The sequence below is a fragment of the Rubrivivax soli genome (assembly GCF_049810355.1).
Lineage (GTDB): Bacteria > Pseudomonadota > Gammaproteobacteria > Burkholderiales > Burkholderiaceae_C > Rubrivivax.
On sequence record NZ_CP187368.1, the window covers coordinates 3,449,915 to 3,469,487 of the forward strand.

Genomic DNA, 19,573 nt, shown 5'->3' on the forward strand with positions numbered 1-19,573 from the left:
ACCGGCGCGCCCGGGAGACGATGACGATGGATGATTTCAAGGGGACCGGCCGTCGCGGCCTGCTGCTCGGCATGGCCGCCGCGGGCCTGCTGACGGCCTGTGGCGGCGGGCTCGACCGCACGAAGGCGCAACTGCGCTTCGTCAATGCCAGCCTGGCCTACGACGCACTCGATCTGCTGTTCGACGGCGCGCTGCGTGCGGGGGCCACGGCCTACGGCCAAGGTGCGGCGTACGTCGAGGTCGACCCCGAAGACAACGACGGCGAGGTGCGCCGCACCGGTTCCGACACGGCGCTCGTCAGCTTCGCGCCGTCGCTGCGCACCGACGCCTACTTCACCGTGCTCGCCTACGGCCGCGAAGGCGCGCTGAGAACGCTGCTGCTGGACGACAACGCCAGCGAGCCCGACAGCGGCAAGACCGTGCTGCGCGTGCTGAACGCCGCGCCCGACGCCGGCAGCCTGGACGTGTACCTCACCGGCACCGACGACACGCTGGCCGGCACCGTGCCCGTGCAGTCGGGCGCCGCGGTGGGCACGGTGAACGGCGCGCTGACGGTGAACGCCGGCACGCGCCGCCTGCGTGTCACGGCCGCCGGCAGCAAGACCGACGTGCGGCTCGATGTGTCGGGCGTGGTGCTGCCCAGCCGGGGTGTGCTGACCCTGGTGCTGACGCCGTCGGTGGGCGGCGTGCTCGTGAGCGCGCTGCTGCTGGCCGACCGCGGCGGCATCACGCGGCTGGACACGACGCAGGCGCGCGTGCGCCTGGCCGCGGCGCTGCCGGCCGGCGGCGCGGTGGGCGCCAGCGTCGGCGGCACCACGCTGGCGACGGCCGCGGGCGCGCCGTCGGTGGGCCTGTACGCGCTGGTGGCGGCCGGCACGGTGACTCCGGCCGTCACGGTCAACGGTGTTGCCGTGCCGACCCCGGCCGTGGCGCTGGCCGCGGGCGCCGACCACACGCTGATGGTCTACGGCACTGTCGCGGCACCGGTGGCGGTGTGGCTGGACGACGACAACGCGCTGCCCGCCGACAGCACCAAGGCCAAGCTGCGCCTCGTGCATGGCGTGGGCGACCTGGCAGGCGCGCTGTCGCTGAGCGTCGATTTCCTGCCCGTGGCCGACAGCGTGACGCCGGGCACGGGCTCGGCCTACGACGGCACGGTCGAGGCCAGCAGCGCGGCGGCCACGCTGACGGTGACCACGCCCGGCGCCCTGGTCGCGGTGTTCAGTGCCGTCGACCAGACCATCGTGGCCAATGCGGTCTACACGCTGTTCGTGGTGGGGGCGACGGCTGGCCCGCCCGTGGGCATCCTGCGGCGGGACCGCTGATGCGCGCCGTCCTGCCGTGCCTGCTGCTCGCGCTGGCGGGCAGCGCAGGGGCCGAACCCATCGGCGAAGTCGACACCGTCTTCAAGTGGATCGGACCCGACCACAAGATCGTCGTCGACGCCTACGACGACCCGGGCGTGCGCGGCGTCACGTGCTACGTGTCGCGCGCCAAGACCGGCGGCATCAAGGGCGGCCTGGGCCTGGCCGAGGACAAGGCCGAGGCCTCGATCGCCTGTCGCCAGACCGGGCCGATCAGCTTTCCGAAGCCCTTGAAGCAGCAGGACGAGATGTTCAGCGAACGCATCTCGCTCGTCTTCAAGCGGCTGCGCGTGGTGCGCATGGTCGATGCGCCGCGCAACACGCTGGTCTACCTGACCTATTCCGACCGCGTGATCGAGGGCTCGCCGCAGAACAGTGTCACCGCGGTGCCGGTGGACCGCACCACCACCATCCCGCTGGCGCGCTGAGCGCCGCGGCGCCGGGCTCAGGCGAGGCGGCCGGCGCGGAAGTCTTCCACCGCCTGGAAGATCTCCTCGTTGCTGTTCATCACGAACGGCCCGTACTGCGCGATCGGCTCGCCCAGCGGGCGGCCGGCGATCAGGATGGCCTGCGCGCCTTGCGGCCCGGCGGTCAGCACCACCCCGTCGCTGCCAGGCGTGTTGGCCAGGATGGCCATGCGCTGCCGGCGCACGGCGGTGTCGCCGGCCAGCAGGAAGTCGCCGCGGTAGACGTAGACGAAGGCGTTGTGCGTCTCGGGCAGCGGCTGCTCGAAACGGGCGCCGGGGGCGAGGTGCAGGTCCAGGTACAGCGGCTCGGTCGTGTCGCGCCACATGGCGCCTTCCACGCCGTGGCTGCGGCCGGCGATGAGCCGCGCCGTGACGCCGGGCAGCTCCAGCACCGGGATCTCCTCGGGGCGGATGTCGCGGTACCAGGGCGCGCACAGCTTGTCGCGCGAGTGCAGGTTCAGCCAGAGCTGGAAGCCTTCCATCGCGCCGTCCTGCTGCTCGGGCATCTCGCTGTGGATGACGCCGCGGCCGGCGGTCATCCACTGCACGCTGCCCGGGCTGAGCAGGCCTTCGTTGCCGGCGCTGTCCTTGTGGCGCATGCGCCCCTGCAGCATGTAGGTGACGGTCTCGAAGCCGCGGTGCGGGTGGTCGGGGAAGCCGCCGATGTAGTCGCCCGGGTTGTCGGTGCCGAAGGCGTCGAGCATCAGGAAGGGGTCGAGCCGGCGCTGCAGGTTCTGCGTCAGCACCCGCGTCAGCTTGACGCCGGCGCCGTCGCTGGTGGCCTGCCCCTGCACCAGGCGCTCGACGGCGCGGGGCCGCAGCACGGTGGCGGCGGAAGCGGTGGTGGTGTCCATGACCGGCAGCTTAGCGGCCCCGCGCAAGACGCGCAGCGCCTTCGTCTGTAAGCTTGGACCGGACTGGGGCGACCCCACCCGATGAGCTCGATGACCGGATTTTCCGACCTGCAGCCCGCTGCACTGCAAGACCGCTATCTGCAAGTGCGTGCTCACACGCTGGCGCTGGCCGAACCGCTGTCGGCGGAAGACCAGTGCGCGCAGTCGATGCCCGACGCCAGCCCGACGAAGTGGCACCTCGCGCACACCAGCTGGTTCTTCGAGACCGTGGTGCTGCAGCCGCACGCCGCCGGCCACCGCGCGCACGACCCGCGTTACGGTGCGCTCTTCAATTCGTACTACGAGACGCTGGGCCCGCGCCACCCGCGGCCGGCGCGCGGGCTGCTCACGCGCCCGTCGCTGCCGGAGGTGCTGGCGTACCGGGCAGCGGTCGATGCGGCCGTGCTGCGCTTCATCGCCGACGCGCCGGTCGAGGCCTGGGCCGCCGCCGCGCCACTGCTCGAACTGGGCCTGCACCACGAGCAGCAGCACCAGGAACTGCTGCAGACCGACGTGCTGCACCTGCTGTCGCTGAACCCGCTGGCGCCGGCGGCCTGGCCGGGCACGCCGGCGCCGGTGCCGGCGGCGCCCGGCGGCTGGCTCGAACGGCCCGGCGGCGACGCGGCCGTGGGCCACGACGGCCGGGGCTTCGCCTTCGACAACGAGACGCCGCGGCACGCGGTGCGTCTGCAGCCGCACGCCATCGCCCGCCGACTGGTCACCAATGCCGAGTACCAGGCTTTCGTCGACGACGGCGGCTACCGGCGCGCGGGGCTGTGGCTGTCGGACGGCTGGGCCGCCGTGCAGGCGCAAGGCTGGACCGCGCCGCTGCACTGGCGCGACGACGGCGCCGAGTTCACGCTGCACGGCCTGCAGCCGCGGCAGGCCGAGGCGCCGGTGCGCCACCTCAGCTTCTACGAGGCCGCCGCCTACGCCGAATGGGCCGGCGCCCGGCTGCCGACCGAATTCGAGTGGGAGGCCGCTGCCGCCGCAGCGGACCCGCCGGCGCAGTGCCACGGGCAGGTCTGGCAGTGGACCCGCTCGGCGTACGACCCCTACCCGCGCTACCGGCCCTGGGCCGGCGCGGTGGGCGAGTACAACGGCAAGTTCATGGTCGGGCAGCTGGTGCTGCGCGGCAGCAGCAGCGCCACCCCGGCCGGCCACGCGCGGCACAGCTACCGCAACTTCTTTCCGCCGGCCGCGCGCTGGCAGTACAGCGGGCTGCGGCTCGCACGGGACCTGTGATGGCGCCGACCGACAGCTTCGCCGAGGCCTTCCTGGCCGGCCTGCACGCCCGGCCGCGCGCGATCGCACCCAAGTGGTTCTACGACCAGGCCGGCTCGGAGCTGTTCGACCGCATCTGCACCCTGCCCGAGTACTACCCGACGCGCACCGAACTGGCGCTGCTCGACCAGCACGCGCCCGAGATGGCCGCGCGCATGGGCGACGGGGCCGAGATCGTCGAATTCGGCGCCGGCGCCAGCGTCAAGGTGCGGCTGCTGCTGCAGGCGATGCGCACGCCGCGGCGCTTCGTGCCGGTGGACATCTCGGGCGCGCACCTGCACCGCGCGGCCGCCGCGCTGCGGCGCGACCACCCGGGGCTCGAGGTGCTGCCGCTGGCGGCCGACTTCACGGCCGACCTGGTGCTGCCGCCGCCGGCGGGCCGCCGCATCGGCTTCTTCCCGGGCAGCTCCATCGGCAACTTCGAGCCCGCAGCGGCCGAGGCGCTGCTGCGCCGCTTCGGCGGCTGGCTGGCCGGGGGCGCGCTGCTGATCGGCGTCGACCTGATCAAGGACCCCGACGTGCTGCATGCGGCCTACAACGACGCGCTGGGCGTCACCGCCGCGTTCAACCTGAACCTCCTGGCGCGCGCCAACCGCGAGCTTGGCGCCGACTTCGACCTGGCGCAGTGGGCGCACAGCGCCTTCTACCAGCCGCAGCACCGGCGCATCGAGATGCACCTGATGAGCCGGCGCCGCCAGCGCGTGCAGGTGGCCGGCGCGCACTTCGACTTCGACGAAGGCGACAGCGTGCACACCGAGCACTCGTACAAATACAGTGTCGAAGGTTTCCAGGCGCTGGCGCGCCGGGCCGGCTTCGCGCCGGGCGCCGTCTGGACCGACGCGGCGCGGCGGTTTTCGCTGCACTGGCTGGAGCCCGCCGGCGGCCCGGCCCCGACAACCCCCCAGGAGGACATGGCATGAAGGCGATCTGGAACGGCACCGTGGTGGCCGAGAGCGACGACACGGTGGTCGTGGAGGGCAACCACTACTTTCCGCCCGAGGCCGTCAACAAGGCCTACCTGCTGCCCAGCAACACCAAGACCATGTGCTCGTGGAAGGGGCAGGCGAGCTACCACACGCTGTTCGTCGACGGCGACGCGAACCCCGATGCCGCCTGGTTCTACCCCGACCCGAAGGACGCCGCGGCGCAGATCAAGGGCCGCATCGCCTTCTGGAAGGGTGTGCGCGTCACGGACTGATGCCGTGAGCGCGGCGGGTGCGCTGGGCGCCGCCCACCGGCGCCGGCTGCGCGAGGTCTGGCGCTCGGCCGGCTGGCCGTGCCAGGACATGGTGGAAGTGGAACTGCTGGCTGCCGGCCTGCTCGAGCGCGTGCGGGACGGGGATGGCCGCGAGAGCGTGCGCGTCACCGATGCCGGCATCCGGGTGCTGGCCGCCACGCTGGCGAAGAACCGCGCCGCGCGCAGCGCGCACGAGGCGCTGGTCGCCGAGGTGGCCACCGCGATGCAGCGCGCCGGGCGGGTGGTCTGGCGCGGCCTGAGCCTGCGGGCGCCCTTGCCCGGCCCCGACGGCAGCACCGTCTGGGCGGTGGCCATGCCCGACGTGTTCTCGATCCGCCACACCACGGTCGAGGACTACGCCGAGCCCGCGGTGCACGAGATCAAGGTGCGGCGCGCCGACCTGCTGAGCGACCTGCGCCATGCCGACAAGGGCGCGGCCTACCGGGCCCTGTCCAGCCAGTGCTGGTACGTGCTGCGGGCGGGCATCGCCGAGCCCGACGAGGTGCCGGCGGTCTACGGCGTGATGGTGGCGCGGGCCGGCGGGCTGGAGGTGCTGCGGCCGGCGCCACGCCGCGCGGCCCGTGTGCCGTTCGCGGTGTGGATGGCGCTGGCCCGGGCGCACGCCGAGCCGGGGCCCGACGACGCGGAACAGGCGCCGCTGGCGCCCAGCGGGCCCTGAAATGCAACAGGCCGGCGGGTGCCGGCCTGTGCTGGATGCGGGAAGGGCGCGCTGTCAGCCGCGGCGTGCGCGGCGGCGGCTGGCCACCACGCCCAGCAGGGCCATGCCGACGAGGGCCAGCGATGCCGGCTCGGGCACGCCCGTGCTGCCGCCACCGCACTTGCCGTCGCTGCCGACGGTGCCGGCGCAGACGCCCGCCGTGAACGACAGCAGCTTGAAGTAGTCGTTGCCCTTCTCCAGCGTGCCGGAGCCGTCGGCCGCGGACACGCCGTCGCTGCCGAAGTAGGTGCTGACCAGCCACCAGCTGGAGAACAGCGACGAACCCGAGTTCATGGTCGAGCTGGGATCGACGTCGGAGCTCTTCACCAGTTCCCAGCCCTTGGCCACCAGGCCCGACGTGCCAGTGGTGGTGGTGGTGGTGAGATCGGGGCCCGCGCCGCCGGTCCAGCGCAGCAGCGTGACGTCGGCGTCGCTCGTGTACCAGCCCAGCGCGATCTGCGTCAGGTTCACGGCCGACGAGAACTGCAGCAGCGCCATTTCGTTGGTGCCGCCGTAGGTGGCCGAACCGCCGCTGTTGTCGAAGGCGTGGTGGTTGTAGCTCGTCGTCTCCGTGGTGCCACCCGTGATGCTGGAAGCGCCGACGCCGGAGGCGCCCTGGTCGCTGAGCACGCCGCGCACGTACGTGCCGCCGGAGCCGGTGTTGCCCCAGGCGGTGACGCCCGCCGTCACGGTGCCGATGGTGCAGCCGGCCGTGTAGGGCGAGGCGCCGTAGGGATCGCACGTGCTGGTCGACAGGTTCCAGGTGCCTTGCGCGGCGGCCAGGCCCGTCAGGCCCATGCCGGCCGCGGCCACCAGGGCCAGCGTCAGTCTCTTGGCGATGTTCTTCATCGGTTTCCCTTTCGATCCGTCGAGGTGGCTGCTGCCGCCACCGTTGTTGCCGGGGGAGGTAGCAAACCCCGAGCCACCGTGTGAAAATCGTTCTGCATCAACGGGTTGCGTCGATTTCCAGCGGTCTGTCCCCACCGAGTGTAAGGAATCGCGACAGCGTTCCGACCCCTCATTTCAGGGTTTCGAGCAGCCGTTCGGCCTGCCGGGCGCTGGCGAAGCTGCGGCCGCTGCGCACCGCGATCTCCAGTTCCTCGCGGGCTTCGGACTTGCGCCCGCGGTCGGCCAGCACCGTGCCCAGGTAGAAGCGGGTCTCGGGGTTGTCGGGGTCGCGCAGCCGCGCGTCGCGCAGCAGCTGCAGCGCGCGGTCGGGCTGGCCGGCCTGGAAGGCCGCCCAGCCGGCGGTGCCGATGATGTGCGGCACGCCCGGCCGCTTGGCCATGGCGTCTTCGGCCACGCGCAGCGCGCCCGGGTCCTTCTGCAGCAGCATCACCTGGGCCAGGTTGTTCAGCACCTCGCCGTCGTTGGGCGTGCTGCGCAGCACGGCCTCGTAGGCGCTGCGCGCTTCGGGCAGCTTGTTCGCGCGGGCGTAGTTGTCGGCCAGCGCGCGGCGCACCGCGGTGTCGCCGGGGCGGCTGGCCAGCCACTGCAGCGCGGCGCGGTTGGCGCCGTCGGGGTCGGTCTCGGCCTGCACGCGGAACATGCGCAGCAGGCTGTCGGTGCCGGGCTGCATCTGGTGCGCGCGGCGGTAGGCCTGCAGCGCCGCGGGCTTCTGGTTGCGCAGCATCGCCAGGTCGCCGGTGAGCGCATGGCCGATGGCCAGCTTCGGATGCCTGGCCAGGATCTGCCGCACGCGCGCCTCGGCCTTGTCGAGCTCGCCCTGGCGGCCTTCCACGTCGACCAGCAGCGCCAGCGCGGGCAGGTCGTCGGGCCGCTCGGACAAGGCCTTGTCCAGCGTGTAGGCCGCGCCCGGCAGGTGGCCCGCACGGACCTGCAGCATCGCGATCTGCACCAGCACCGGGGTGTCGTAGTTGGCGACGCTGGCGGCGCGGGTCAGGCTCGTGCGCGCCGCGGCCGGGTCGTCGTTGGCCAGCGCCACCTGCGCCAGCGTGACCAGCACCGGCAGCGCCTCGGGCGCGCGGCTGGTCAGACGCTTGGTGGCGTCGCGGGCCGCGGCCACCTGCTTGTAGCGCAGGTGGAAGTCCACCAGCGTCTGGGCCGCGGCGATGCTGTCGGGGCCGCTGTGGTCGTCGGCCTTCTCGTACCAGCGCTGCGCGTCCGCGGTCTGGCCGCGGCGCTCGTGCACGCGGCCCATCTCGATCAGGGCCTCGACGTACTTCTCGTCCCTGCCCAGCACGGCCGCCAGCCGGGCCTGTGCCTGGTCGAGCTGGTTGGCTGCCAGGTCCAGGCGCGCCAGGTTGACCTGCGGCGCCGCGAAGCCGGCGTCCAGCGCGGCGGCGCGCTCGAACGCGGCACGGGCGCCGGCGCCGTCGGCGGCGCGCAGCCGCGCCGCGCCCAGCAGGTTGTGCAAGCCGGCGTTGTCGGGCTTGCCCTTCACCAGTGCCTCGGCCACGCGCACGGCCTTGGCCGACTGGCCGCCCTGCATGTACAGCGAGACCAGCGCCGAGGCCACCTGCACCTGGCTCGGGTCGGTCTTGTAGGCGGCCTCCAGCGCGGTGAGCGCGTCGCCCAGCTTGCCGGCGCCGACGAGGCTCAGGCCGAGCAGGCCGCGCAGCGAGGGGTCGTCCTGCCGGCGCAGCGCCTCCTGCGTCAGCGCGGTGGCGCGGGCGTAGCGGCCCTGCGTCATGTGCGCCGAGGCCAGCAGGTGGATGGCCTGCGTGTCGTTCGGGTGGGCCTTGAGGTAGGCGTCGAGCGCGGCGATCGCGCGGTCGTAGTTCTTCTCGCCGAGGTAGATCTGCGCCAGCACCTTCGACACCGCGCTGCCCGGCTGGCCGCGTTGCGCCAGCTCGAGGTAGGGCTTGGCCTTCTCGCGCTGGCCCAGCCCGTAGTGCGCCAGCCCGCCCAGGATCAGCAGCTGCGGCCGGAAGCGCAGGAACTCCGGCGGCAGCGGGTCGAGCAGGTTGGTGACGTCGGCCAGCGCGCGCCTGGAGCCCGCGCTGTCGCCCTTGCGCTCGAGCAGCAGCGACTGCATGTAGGCGCCGCGCGGGTCGTCGGGCGAGGACTTGCGCAGCTCGGCGATGTCGCGCGCGGCCTCGTCGCCGCGGCCCAGGTCGAGCAGCAGGCCGCCGCGCGAGACCAGCGACTCGGTGTGCGACGGCCGCAGCTGCAGCGCGCGGCCGTAGCCGGCCAGCGCGCCGTCGCGGTCGCCGACCGAGTGCGCCACGGTGGCACGCATGTAGGCTGCCTGGGCCGAGTCGGGCGCCAGCGCCACGGCGCGGTCGGCGGCGGCGGTGGCTTCGCGGACCTGGCGCGCACGCAGGCGCACCGGCACCTCGGCGATCCAGGAGTCGGCCCGCTGCGGGTCGATGCCGCGCGCTTCCTCGATCAGCTTCAGCGCCGACGCCGGATCGCCGGTGTCGTTGGCCGCTGCCGCCAGCTTGACCAGCAGCTGCGCGCGCACACCGGTGGGCAGGCCGGCGGTGGCGAACCGGGTGCCCTGCAGCAGCAGCTGCGGCTTGCCCTGGCCGACGACGGCATCGGCCAGCGGCAGCACCACCTCGGCGCGGTTCACGCCCAGGCGGAGCGCTTCGTCGAAGGCCACCTCGGCGGCGATGACGTCGCCCTTGGCCAGCAGCGCCTTGCCCAGCAGCACGTGCACGGGCAGCATGCTCTTGTCGATCTGCAGCGCGTTCTTCAGCTGCACCACGGCGCCGGCGTAGTCGCGCTTGTCGAAGCGGGCCTGCGCGTCTTCGTAGAAGCGCGAGGCCTGCGGGTCGGCGGCGGCCAGCAGCGAGGCACTGGCGACGCCCAGCAGGGCGCCGGCGGCCAGTTGGCGCCAGCGGCGGGTCAGGGCGGGTTGGCGAGGGCGTTTGTTCACGGTGCAAGGGCCGCTGGCGGGCGGTGGATGGGCGCGCGGTCGCGCAGTCTTCCATCATGCGCGCGACGGGCCCGTTTGTTGCATCGCGGCCCGGGTCCCGGTGCGCCCGTGCGGCCAAAGCGTCACGCTCCTGCGGCTTGCGTGACCCCTCGGTTCGGGGGGCAGGGCGGCGCGGGCCGGCGCACAATGGCCGCTTTCCGTTCACGACACTGCCGTCATGAAGAGAACGCTCGTCGCCCTGGGCCTGGCCGCCATGCTGGCGTTGCCGATGCTGGCTGCGGCCGCACCCGGCCTGCCGTCGAGGAACGTGGCCTGGCTGCCCGCCGCCGCCGACGCCGACGTCGACCGTGCCTTCGTGCAGGCGCGGGCGCAGAACAAGCCGGTGCTGCTGTACTGGGGCGCCACCTGGTGCCCGCCCTGCAACCAGCTGAAGGCGACGCTGTTCAACCGCCAGGACTTCGGCGCGCTGTCGCGCAGCTTCGTGGCCGTGCACGTCGACGGCGACCGCCCCGGCGCGCAGAAGCTCGGCCGCCGCTTCGGCGTCAGCGGCTATCCGACGCTGGTGCTGTTCACGCCGGCCGGCGCCGAGATCACGCGGCTGCCCGGCGAAGCCGACGCCGAGCAGGTGCTGTCGCTGATGCGGCTGGGCCTGTCGGGCGGCCGCCCGGTGAAGGCGGTCTTGGCCGACGCCCAGGCCGGCAAGCCCCTGCAGCCGGCCGAGTGGCGGCTGCTGGCCTTCTATTCCTGGGAGACCGACGACGGCCAGCTCGTGCCCAAGGGCCAGACCGCTTCCGTGCTGGCCACGCTGGCGGCGGCCAGCCCGGCGGCCGACGCCGAGACCTCGACGCGGCTGTGGCTGAAGGCCCTGGCCGCCAGCGACGACGGCCAGGGCGTCAGGCCCGACGCCGCGCTGCGCGAGCGCGTGCAGCGCGTGCTGGCCGATCCGGCGCAGACGCGGCTGCACATGGACGTGGTGGGCGCCAGCGCCGCCGACCTGGTGCGCGTGCTGGCCGACGGCGGCGCACCCGAGAAGTCGCCGCTGGTGCCGCAGTTCGACGCGGCGCTGCAGCGGCTGGCCGCCGATGCCACGCTCTCGCGTGGCGACCGCCTGACGGCGCTGGTCTCGCGCATCGAGCTCGCGCGGCTGGGGCTGGAGAAGTCGGCCGTGCAGGTGCAGCTGCCGCCGGCGCTGCTGCAGGACGTGCGCGCCCACGTGGCACGCGACGACCGCGAGATCACCGACGGCTACGAGCGCCAGGCCGTCATCACCGGCGCCGGTTACGCGCTCGGGCTGGCCGGGCTGTGGGACGAGAGCGAGGCGCTGCTGAAGTCCAATCTGGCGAAGAGCCATTCGCCCTACTACCTGATGAGCCAGCTCGGCAGCAATGCCCGCAAGCTCGGCCGCAAGGACGAAGCCTTGAAGTGGTACGGCGACGCCTTCCGCACCAGCGAAGGCCCGGCCACCCGGCTGCAGTGGGGCTCGGGCTACCTGACGGCGCTGGTGGACCTGGCACCGCAGGACGCCGCGCGGATCGAGCAGACCGCGGCGCAGCTGTTCACCGAGGCGGCGAAGGACCGCGGCGCCTTCGAAGGCCGCAGCGCGCGGTCGCTGCAGCGCGTGGGCACCAAGCTGCTGGCCTGGAACGGCGACGGCCGGCAGGCCGCGGCGCTGCAGCGGCTGCAGCGCCAGCTGGGCGGCGTGTGCGCCAAGGTCGAGGTGGCCCAGGGCCAGCGCGCGACCTGCCAGGCCCTGCTCCAGCCCAGGCAGGCGGCCTGAGTGCGCCGCCCCGAAGACGACACGCCGGCGCTGGATCGCCGGCGCTTCCAGAGCGTGCTGCTGGCGGGCCTGGCCGCCGGCTGGTCGCTGCCGGCCGCGGCCCGGGCGGCAGCCCGCGCAGCCGCGGCGCCCGCAGCATCGGCTGCGCGGCCTGATGCCGGCGACGACGCCCAGCCCGTCACCGGCCAGTGGGTGCACGCCTACGCCGCCTTCGGCCGGCCGCTGTACCCGGCAGGCTTCACGCACTTCCCCTACGTCAACCCCGACGCGCCCAAGGGCGGCACGCTGTACCTCAGCAACCCCGACCGCCGCAGCAGCTTCGACAAGTTCAACTACTTCACGCTGAAGGGCAACGCGCCTGCCGGGCTGATGCACTTCATGCACGAGCCGCTGGTGGTGCGCGGCGCCGACGAGCCGATGACGATGTACGGGCTGCTCGCCGAGAGCCTGTTCGTCGCGCCCGACCGCTCGTCGGTCACCTTCCGCCTGCACCCGAAGGCGCGCTTCAGCAACGGCGACCCGGTGCTGGCCGCCGACGTGAAGTACAGCTTCGAGTGCCTGGCCGGCGACAAGGCCGACCCCAACTGGCAGAGCAACATGTCGCCGGCCACGGCCGCCGTGGTGCTGGACGAGCGCACCGTGCGGCTGGACTTCAAGGACCGCAGCAACGACGCGATCTTCAAGGTCTGCAGCTTCCTGCAGGTGTTCTCGCGCAAGTGGGGCCTGCTGCCCGACGGGCGCCACAAGCCCTTCGACGAGATCGTCGCCGAGCACCCCATCACCAGCGGCCCGTACACCATCGCGCACACCGAGGGCGGCCGCCGCATCGAGTTCCAGCGCAACCCCGACTACTGGGGCCGCGACATCCCGGTGCGGCGCGGCATGTACAACTTCGACCGCGTCGTCTACCGCCTCTACCAGGACGAGGACGTGCAGGTCGAGGCCTTCAAGGCCGGCGAGTTCGACATCCTGCGCGCCTACAGCGCGCGGGTCTTCGCGCGCCAGCACCAGGGGCCGAAGTGGGCCGACGGCCGCATCGTCAAGGCCGTGCTGCCCACCGAGACCGTGGAAGGCCTGCAGTCCTACCAGCTCAACCTGCGGCGGCCGGTGTTCCAGGACATCCGCGTGCGCGAGGCGCTGGGCCTGACCTGGGACTTCGAGCTCAGCAACCGCTACAAGACCTTCCAGCAGGCCGACAGCGTGTTCAACAACTCGCCGTTCGCCGCGCAGGGCCTGCCCGGCCCGGGCGAGCTGGCGCTGCTGGAGCCCTTCCGCGCGCAGCTGCCCAAGGAGGTCTTCGGCCCGCCCTACCGCGCGCCGCGCACCAACGACGGCCCGCACGCGGTGCGGCGCAACCTGCTGAAGGCGCGCGCGCTGCTGGAGGCGGCGGGCTGGAAGCTGGCGCCCGACGGGCTGCTGCGCAACGCGCAGGGTCGGGCCTTCGAGTTCGAGTACCTGGGCCCGGGCGAAGGCAGCGCCCGCGAGATCGAATGGGCACGCACGCTGCGCAAGCTGGGCATCACGATGCGGCTGCGCACCGTGGACTACGCGCTGTTCAGCCGCCGGCTCGAGGAGTTCGACTTCGACACCACCACCATCGTCGAAGGCCACTTCACGCTGCCCTCGGCGCAGGACTACATCACCTACTACGGCAGCGCCGCGGCCGACGCCAAGGGCAGCAACAACCTGCGCGGCGTGAAGAGCGCCGCAGTCGACCACATCCTGAAGGCGATGAACGAGGCGCCGACCCTGCCGGCGCTGCGCGACGCCTGCCGCGCGCTCGACCGCGTCGTGATGTGGAACCACTGGCAGGTCCCGCAGCTGTACGCAGCCAACATCACCATGTCGCACTGGAACAAGTTCGGCAAGCCGCGGCAGGCCCCGCGCTTCTTCACCGTGGGGGTCACGATCGACATCGAACCGCAGCTCGCGTGGCCCGAGCTCACCTGGTGGGCAAGGACGACCTGAGATGCTGGCCTACATCCTCAAGCGCATCGCGCTGATGCTGCCCACGCTGGTGGGCGCGCTGACGGTGACCTTCATCGTCATCCAGTTCGTGCCCGGCGGCCCGGTGGAGCAGGTGATGGCCGAGGCGCGCAGCCGCGGCGCAGCCGGCGACACCGGCGGCTACCGCGCGCGCGGCGACAGCGACGCCAAGCAGATCGAGGCGCTGAAGAAGCTGTACGGTTTCGACAAGCCCGTGCACGAGCGCTACCTCGACATGCTGAGGAACTTCGCCACGTTCAACCTCGGCAACAGCTTCATGCAGAACAAGCCGGTGTGGGAGCTGATCAAGGAGAAGCTGCCGGTGTCGATCAGCCTCGGGCTGTGGACCTTCCTGATCTCGTACCTGATCTCGGTGCCGCTGGGCATCCTGAAGGCGGTGCGCGAAGGCAGCAGCTTCGACGTGGCCACCACGCTGGCGGTGCTGGTGGGCTACGCGATCCCCGGTTTCGTGCTCGGCGTGTTCCTGATCGTGCTGTTCGCCGGCGGCACCTTCTGGGACGTGTTCCCGCTGCGCGGGCTGACGTCGGAGAACTGGGCCACGCTGTCGTGGCCGGCGCGCGTGGCCGACTACTTCTGGCACCTGGCGATGCCCCTGACCTGCCTGGTGATCGGCAGCTTCGCGACCATGACCTTCCTGACCAAGAACACCTTCATCGAGGAGATGCGCAAGCAGTACGTGCTGGTCGCGCGTGCCAAGGGCCTGTCGCAGCGGCGCGTGCTGTGGAAGCACATCTTCCGCAATGCGCTGATTCCCATCGTCACCGGCTTCCCGGCCGCCTTCATCGGCGCCTTCTTCACCGGCGCGCTGCTCATCGAGACGCTGTTCTCGCTGGACGGCCTGGGCCTGCTGAGCTACGAGTCGATCCTGCGCCGCGACTACCCGGTGGTGCTGGGCTCGCTGTACCTGTTCACGCTGATGGGCCTGGTGGTGAAGCTGTTCTCCGACGTGCTCTACACGCTGGTCGACCCGCGCGTGCAGTTCGGGGCGGTGGGCCGATGAGCCGCCCCGCCGCCACCGTGGGCACGTCGCCCAACGCGCGCGCCTGGGCGCGCTTCAAGCGCAACCGGGTCGGCTACGCATCGTTCTGGGTGCTGGTGGGGCTGCTGCTGCTGTGCGCCGCGGCCGAGCTCATCAGCAACGACCGGCCGCTGGTGGCGCGCTACGAGGGGCAGTGGAGCTTCCCGGTCTTCCACAACCCGCCCGAACGCGCCTACGGCGGCGACTTCGACACGCCCACCGACTGGAAGGACCCGTTCATCGCCGAGCAGTTTGCCAAGCCCGGCAACTGGCGGCTGCAGACGATCAACCCGCACTCGGCCGAGTCCACCGACAACTTCCTGAAGGTGCCCAACCCGGCGCCGCCGAGTGCCGCCAACTGGCTGGGCACCGACGAGGCCGGGCGCGACATGGTGGCGCGGCTGCTGTACGGCTTCCGCGTCAGCCTGGGCTTCGGCCTGGCGCTCACGCTCGCGGGCATGCTGATCGGCGTGCTGGCCGGCGCGGTGCAGGGCTACTTCGGCGGCCGCATCGACCTCGGCGCACAGCGGCTGATCGAGATCTGGGCGTCCATCCCCGAGCTCTACCTGCTGATCATCTTCGCGTCGATCTTCGAGCCCTCGCTGCTGCTGCTGCTGGTGCTGCTGAGCCTGTTCGGCTGGATCGGCCTGAGCGACTACGTGCGTGCCGAGTTCCTGCGCAACCGCGGCCTCGAGTTCGTGAAGGCGGCGCGCGCGCTGGGACTGAGCAACCGCCAGATCATCTGGCGCCACGTGCTGCCGAACTCGATGACGCCGGTCATCACCTTCCTGCCCTTCCGCATGAGCGACGCCATCCTGGCGCTGGTGTCGCTGGACTTCCTGGGCCTGGGCGTGCCGTCGGGCACGCCGTCGCTGGGCGACCTGGTGCGCCAGGGCAAGAGCAACCTGGACGCCTGGTGGATCATCGTGCCCACCTTCGCGGCGCTGACGCTCACGCTGCTGCTGCTGACCTTCATCGGCGAAGCGCTGCGCGACGCCTTCGATACTCGGAAATCATGAGCGCACCACTGCTGGAAGTCGTGGACCTGCAGGTGCGCTTCGGCGACAGCACCGTCGTCGACGGCATCTCGTTCGCCATCGCCGCGGGCGAGAAGTTCGCGCTCGTGGGCGAGTCGGGCTCGGGCAAGTCGATCACGGCGCTGTCGGTGCTGCGGCTGGTGGACAGTGCCACCACCACGGGCGCCATCCGCTTCGGCGGCGAGGACCTGCTGGCCAAGAGCGAACGCCAGATGCGCGGCCTGCGCGGCAGCCGCATCGCGATGATCTTCCAGGAGCCGATGACGGCGCTGAACCCGCTGTACACCATCGGCAACCAGATCGGCGAGGTGCTCGAGCTGCACGAGGCGATGCGCCCGAACGCGGCGCGGGCACGCGCCATCGAACTGCTGGCGCGCACCGGCATCCCCGAGCCCGAACGCCGCGTCGATGCCTACCCGCACCAGCTCTCGGGCGGCCAGCGCCAGCGCGCGATGATCGCGATGGCGCTCGCCTGCCGGCCGCAGCTGCTGATCTGCGACGAGCCGACCACGGCGCTCGACGTCACGGTGCAGGCGCAGATCCTGGCGCTGCTGGACGAACTGCAGGCCGAGCTGGGCATGGCGCTGCTGTTCATCACGCACGACCTGAACCTGGTGCGCCGCTTCACCCACCGCGTGGGCGTGATGGAACGCGGCCGGCTGGTCGAGACCGGCGACACCGCGGCGGTGTTCGCCGCGCCGCAGCATGCCTACACGCAGCGCCTGCTGGCGAGCCGGCCGCAGCGCGTGGTGCAGCCCGTGGCCGCCGATGCGCCGGTGCTGCTGCAGGGCAGCGACGTGGCGGTGCAGTTCGCGCTCGACGCGGGCTGGTTCAGGAAGCGCGCCTTCACCGCCGTGCGCGGCGCCACGCTGCAGCTGCGCCGCGGCGAGACGCTGGGCATCGTCGGCGAGTCCGGCTCGGGCAAGACGACGCTGGGCATGGCCCTGCTGGCGCTGCAGCCGCTGGCCGGTGGCGCGGTGGCGCTGGCGGGCGAGCGCATCGACAACGCGCCGCGCGACGCGCTGCGCCGCATGCGGCGGCGGCTGCAGGTGGTGTTCCAGGACCCGTTCGCCTCGCTGTCGCCGCGGCGCACGGTCGGGCAGATCGTCGGCGAAGGCCTGGCGCTGCACCGGCCAGAACTCGGCGAGGCCGATCGCGAGGCGCAGGTGCTGGCGATGCTGGACGAGGTGGGCCTGTCCGAACGCCACGGCGTGGCCGGCGTGCTGCAGCGCTACCCGCATGAATTCTCCGGCGGCCAGCGCCAGCGCATCGCCATCGCGCGCGCCGTCGTGCTGCGGCCCGAGGTGCTGGTGCTCGACGAGCCGACGTCGGCGCTCGACGTCTCGGTGCAGCAGCAGGTGCTGGCGCTGCTGGCCGCCTTGCAGCAGCACTACGGCATGAGCTACGTCTTCATCAGCCACGACCTGGCGGTGGTGCGGGCGATGTCGCACCGGGTGATGGTGATGAAGGGCGGCGAGGTCGTCGAGGAGGGCGAGTCCGAGGCCCTGTTCGCCGCGCCGCGCCAGGCCTACACGCGCGAGCTGCTGGCCGCGGCGCACCTGGCCTGAGCCAGGCGCGCGGCCCTACAGCCCCACGGTGGCCAGCAGCAGGCCGGGTTCGTCGTCGCGCGGTTGCAGGTCGCAGCCCATGGCCTGCAGCAGCCGCACCATCGGCAGGTTGTCGGCGAGCACGTCGCCCAGCAGGGTGTGCAGGCCCTGGCGTGCCGCGTGCCGCGCCAGCTGCTGCAGCAGCGCGCGGCCCAGGCCCTGCTGCTGCCAGTCGTCGGCCACCGCCAGCGCGAATTCGGCCCGGCCGTCGCCGGTGCGCACGTAGCGCGCGTCGGCGACGATGCCGGGGTCGCCGGGGCCGCTGCCGTCGGTCTCGGGTTGCGCCACCAGGGCCACGTGGGCACGGTGGTCGACCTCGGTCAGCTGCTGCAGCAGCGTCGGCGGCAGCGCGCGCAGCCCGACATGGAAGCGGCGGTAGCGCGAGGCCGCCGACAGCCCCATCACGAAGGCCTGCTCGGTGGCGGCGTCCTGCGGCAGCACCGGGCGCACCAGCACGCGCCGGCCGTCGCGCAGCGTCAGCGGGCGGATCAGCCCGACGGGGTAGGGTGTGGCGACGGCATTCATGCCGTGACCAGCAGTTCGGCCCCGGCCCCCGGCCGCAGCGCGCAGGCGATGGCGTGGCCGCCGCTGTCGGCGACGAACTCCTCGCCGGGGCCGAGCACGATGTCGCGGCGGTCGTGGTCGAGCGTGATCCACGACTGCCCGCTGACACCGCGCAGCCGCGTCTGCGGCTGCAGCTCGATGCGGGCGAGCTGGCCCCAGGGCAGGGCCAGCGAGACTTGCGAAGCTTGCACGCGCATGGTGAACTCCTGTGCGTTGGCCTCATGCTGTGCGGCACCGAGGATCGGTGCCGACCAGAGGCTGGTGCGAGGAATGATCGTCGCGCGCCACACATTGCTCAAACGATCGTTCGGAACGCTTCACATTCCTGCAGCGCATGCGAAAGACCGACACCAGCCGCCTGCCCCCGTTGCACCTGCTGGCCGCCTTCGAGGCCGCGGCGCGGCAGCTGTCGTTCACGCGGGCGGCCGCCGAGCGTTTCGTCACCCAGTCGGCGATGAGCCGCCAGATGCGCGCGCTGGAAGACGAGCTGGGCGTGACGCTGTTCCAGCGCCGCCATCGCAGCCTGGTGCTCACGCCCGAGGGCCAGCGGCTGCTGGCCACGTGCAGCGCGGTGCTGGCGCAGCTGCGGGCCACCGTGGCCGAGATCCGCGCGCCGGCGCGGCGCGAGGTGCTGGCGCTGACGACGACGCCGGGGCTGGCGTCGCTGTGGCTGATCCCGCGGCTGCCGCGCTTCACGCGCGCGCACCCGGGGGTGGATGTGCGGCTGGACGCCAGCTTCGAGCGCCGCAGCCTGGCCAGCGACGGTTTCGACCTGGCGATCCGCTATGGGCGTGTCGGCGGCAGCGAGGGCCAGCCGCTGTTCGCCGAGGCGATGCAGCCGGTGTGCAGCCCGGCGCTGCTGCAGACCGGGCGGCCGCTGCGCACGCCCGCCGACCTGCGCCACCACACGCTGCTGCAGGTGGCGATGGGGCCGCCGCACAACGGTGGCATGCCGCTGGAGTGGGACCCCTGGCTGCAGGCCGTGGGCCTGGTCGGCTTCGAGCCGGCGGCCAGCCTCACGTTCAGCGGCTACGGCGAGGCGGTGGCCGCTGCCGTGGCGGGGCAGGGCGTGGCGCTGGGGCGGCGGCCGCTGATCGACGACCTGCTGCGCGCCGGCCAGCTGGTGACGCCGTTCGCCGACCGCACGGCATCGCCGCGCGGCTACTACCTGGTGGTGGACGCGGCGGCGCAGCGCCGGCCCGCGGTGCAGGCGCTCGAGCGCTGGCTGCGCGACGAGGCCGCGGCGGCCTGAGCCTGGTGCCCCGCTTGGGGCACACTCGGCGGCCTCCAGGAGTCCCCGCCATGCCCCGCGCCACCTTGCCCGACAGCCAGATCCATCCCGCCATCCGCGCGCGCGTCGCGCAGCACCATGCCGATCTCGTGCAGCAGGCGCAGGACGCGATCGCGCGCCACCCGGTCGTCGTGCTGGGCATGGCGCAGAACCCGTTCGTCAAGAAGGCGCGCCGCGCGCTCGACGCCGCCGGTGTCGCCCACCACGACATCGACGTCGGCAGCTACCTGAGCCAGTGGCGACGCCGCAATGCGCTGAAGATGTGGAGCGGCTGGCCGACGTTCCCGATGGTGTTCGTGCGCGGCACGCTGGTCGGTGGCGCCGACGACGTGGCGGCGCTGATCGCCAGCGGCGAACTGCAGCGGCTGCTGGGCTGAGCCCGGCGCCACGACTGTCCACGCCGCGCGCACGGCCGTTCGTGCGCGGTGCGGCGCTGTGCGCCGGGCGCCACCGCAGAATCGCTGC

Annotated in this window: 18 protein-coding genes; 13 read left to right on the forward strand and 5 right to left on the reverse strand. The window is 72.7% G+C overall.

The genetic code is table 11. From position 1 onward, the window contains the following. Positions 1 to 26: 26 nt before the first annotated feature. Both ACPOLB_RS15750 and ACPOLB_RS15755 read left to right on the forward strand, forming a co-directional pair. The gene (locus ACPOLB_RS15750) at positions 27 to 1,325 is read left to right on the forward strand and encodes a DUF4397 domain-containing protein (RefSeq protein ID WP_425256955.1); all 1,299 of its coding nucleotides are present in this window, start codon (positions 27 to 29) and stop codon (positions 1,323 to 1,325) included. After that, positions 1,325 to 1,792, forward strand: coding sequence for a CreA family protein (locus ACPOLB_RS15755; RefSeq protein WP_425256956.1), 468 nt, complete (start codon positions 1,325 to 1,327; stop codon positions 1,790 to 1,792). Before ACPOLB_RS15750 ends, ACPOLB_RS15755 begins: the two co-directional genes overlap by 1 nt. Positions 1,793 to 1,809: 17 nt before the next feature. Here the strand turns inward: ACPOLB_RS15755 and ACPOLB_RS15760 are convergent, their stop codons facing one another. Further along, complete coding sequence (locus ACPOLB_RS15760; protein WP_425256957.1) at positions 1,810 to 2,685, reverse strand: pirin family protein; 876 nt, start codon at positions 2,683 to 2,685, stop codon at positions 1,810 to 1,812. 90 nt (positions 2,686 to 2,775) lie between these two features. On the opposite strand from ACPOLB_RS15760, the gene egtB reads away from it, so the two are divergent. Genes egtB through ACPOLB_RS15780 form a run of 4 tightly spaced genes read left to right on the forward strand, consistent with a single transcriptional unit; the run spans position 2,776 to position 5,924 of the window. After that, positions 2,776 to 3,969 (forward strand): ergothioneine biosynthesis protein EgtB, encoded by a 1,194-nt coding sequence (gene egtB / locus ACPOLB_RS15765; RefSeq protein WP_425256958.1) that lies wholly within the window; start codon positions 2,776 to 2,778, stop codon positions 3,967 to 3,969. After that, positions 3,969 to 4,928: an L-histidine N(alpha)-methyltransferase gene (gene egtD / locus ACPOLB_RS15770; RefSeq protein ID WP_425256959.1), complete on the forward strand. Its 960-nt coding sequence runs from the start codon at positions 3,969 to 3,971 to the stop codon at positions 4,926 to 4,928. Before egtB ends, egtD begins: the two co-directional genes overlap by 1 nt. Next, positions 4,925 to 5,206, forward strand: coding sequence for a DUF427 domain-containing protein (locus tag ACPOLB_RS15775; RefSeq protein ID WP_425256960.1), 282 nt, complete (start codon positions 4,925 to 4,927; stop codon positions 5,204 to 5,206). Before egtD ends, ACPOLB_RS15775 begins: the two co-directional genes overlap by 4 nt. A 4-nt stretch (positions 5,207 to 5,210) precedes the next feature. Beyond that, a complete protein-coding gene (locus tag ACPOLB_RS15780) occupies positions 5,211 to 5,924 on the forward strand; it encodes a hypothetical protein (protein ID WP_425256961.1) in 714 nt (237 codons plus the stop codon). A 54-nt stretch (positions 5,925 to 5,978) separates the two neighbouring features. Here the strand turns inward: ACPOLB_RS15780 and xdp1 are convergent, their stop codons facing one another. Together xdp1 and prsT are read right to left on the reverse strand one after the other, a co-directional pair. Then, a complete protein-coding gene (xdp1, locus tag ACPOLB_RS15785; protein WP_425256962.1) occupies positions 5,979 to 6,812 on the reverse strand; it encodes an exosortase-dependent surface protein XDP1 in 834 nt (277 codons plus the stop codon). Between the two features lie 169 nt (positions 6,813 to 6,981). After that, positions 6,982 to 9,807: an XrtA/PEP-CTERM system TPR-repeat protein PrsT gene (gene prsT, locus ACPOLB_RS15790; protein WP_425256963.1), complete on the reverse strand. Its 2,826-nt coding sequence runs from the start codon at positions 9,805 to 9,807 to the stop codon at positions 6,982 to 6,984. 217 nt (positions 9,808 to 10,024) lie between these two features. Here prsT and ACPOLB_RS15795 point away from each other — a divergent pair, with 217 nt between their 5' ends. Genes ACPOLB_RS15795 through ACPOLB_RS15815 form a run of 5 tightly spaced genes read left to right on the forward strand, consistent with a single transcriptional unit; the run spans position 10,025 to position 17,214 of the window. Then, a complete protein-coding gene (locus tag ACPOLB_RS15795) occupies positions 10,025 to 11,584 on the forward strand; it encodes a thioredoxin family protein (RefSeq protein ID WP_425256964.1) in 1,560 nt (519 codons plus the stop codon). Continuing rightward, positions 11,585 to 13,552 (forward strand): extracellular solute-binding protein, encoded by a 1,968-nt coding sequence (locus ACPOLB_RS15800; protein ID WP_425256965.1) that lies wholly within the window; start codon positions 11,585 to 11,587, stop codon positions 13,550 to 13,552. A gap of 1 nt (position 13,553) precedes the next feature. After that, positions 13,554 to 14,591 (forward strand): microcin C ABC transporter permease YejB, encoded by a 1,038-nt coding sequence (locus tag ACPOLB_RS15805; protein WP_425256967.1) that lies wholly within the window; start codon positions 13,554 to 13,556, stop codon positions 14,589 to 14,591. Then, a complete protein-coding gene (locus tag ACPOLB_RS15810) occupies positions 14,588 to 15,628 on the forward strand; it encodes an ABC transporter permease (protein ID WP_425256968.1) in 1,041 nt (346 codons plus the stop codon). The genes ACPOLB_RS15805 and ACPOLB_RS15810 overlap by 4 nt, the downstream gene beginning before the upstream one ends. After that, a complete protein-coding gene (locus ACPOLB_RS15815; RefSeq protein WP_425256969.1) occupies positions 15,625 to 17,214 on the forward strand; it encodes an ABC transporter ATP-binding protein in 1,590 nt (529 codons plus the stop codon). Before ACPOLB_RS15810 ends, ACPOLB_RS15815 begins: the two co-directional genes overlap by 4 nt. Positions 17,215 to 17,229: 15 nt before the next feature. Here the strand turns inward: ACPOLB_RS15815 and ACPOLB_RS15820 are convergent, their stop codons facing one another. Both ACPOLB_RS15820 and ACPOLB_RS15825 read right to left on the reverse strand, forming a co-directional pair. Beyond that, a complete protein-coding gene (locus ACPOLB_RS15820) occupies positions 17,230 to 17,778 on the reverse strand; it encodes an N-acetyltransferase family protein (RefSeq protein ID WP_425256970.1) in 549 nt (182 codons plus the stop codon). Next, complete coding sequence (locus tag ACPOLB_RS15825; RefSeq protein ID WP_425256971.1) at positions 17,775 to 18,014, reverse strand: DUF2917 domain-containing protein; 240 nt, start codon at positions 18,012 to 18,014, stop codon at positions 17,775 to 17,777. Before ACPOLB_RS15825 ends, ACPOLB_RS15820 begins: the two co-directional genes overlap by 4 nt. A 137-nt stretch (positions 18,015 to 18,151) precedes the next feature. Here ACPOLB_RS15825 and gcvA point away from each other — a divergent pair, with 137 nt between their 5' ends. Further along, a complete protein-coding gene (gene gcvA / locus ACPOLB_RS15830) occupies positions 18,152 to 19,069 on the forward strand; it encodes a transcriptional regulator GcvA (protein ID WP_425256972.1) in 918 nt (305 codons plus the stop codon). A 50-nt stretch (positions 19,070 to 19,119) separates the two neighbouring features. Beyond that, positions 19,120 to 19,485: a glutaredoxin domain-containing protein gene (locus ACPOLB_RS15835; protein WP_425256973.1), complete on the forward strand. Its 366-nt coding sequence runs from the start codon at positions 19,120 to 19,122 to the stop codon at positions 19,483 to 19,485. Positions 19,486 to 19,573: the final 88 nt, after the last annotated feature.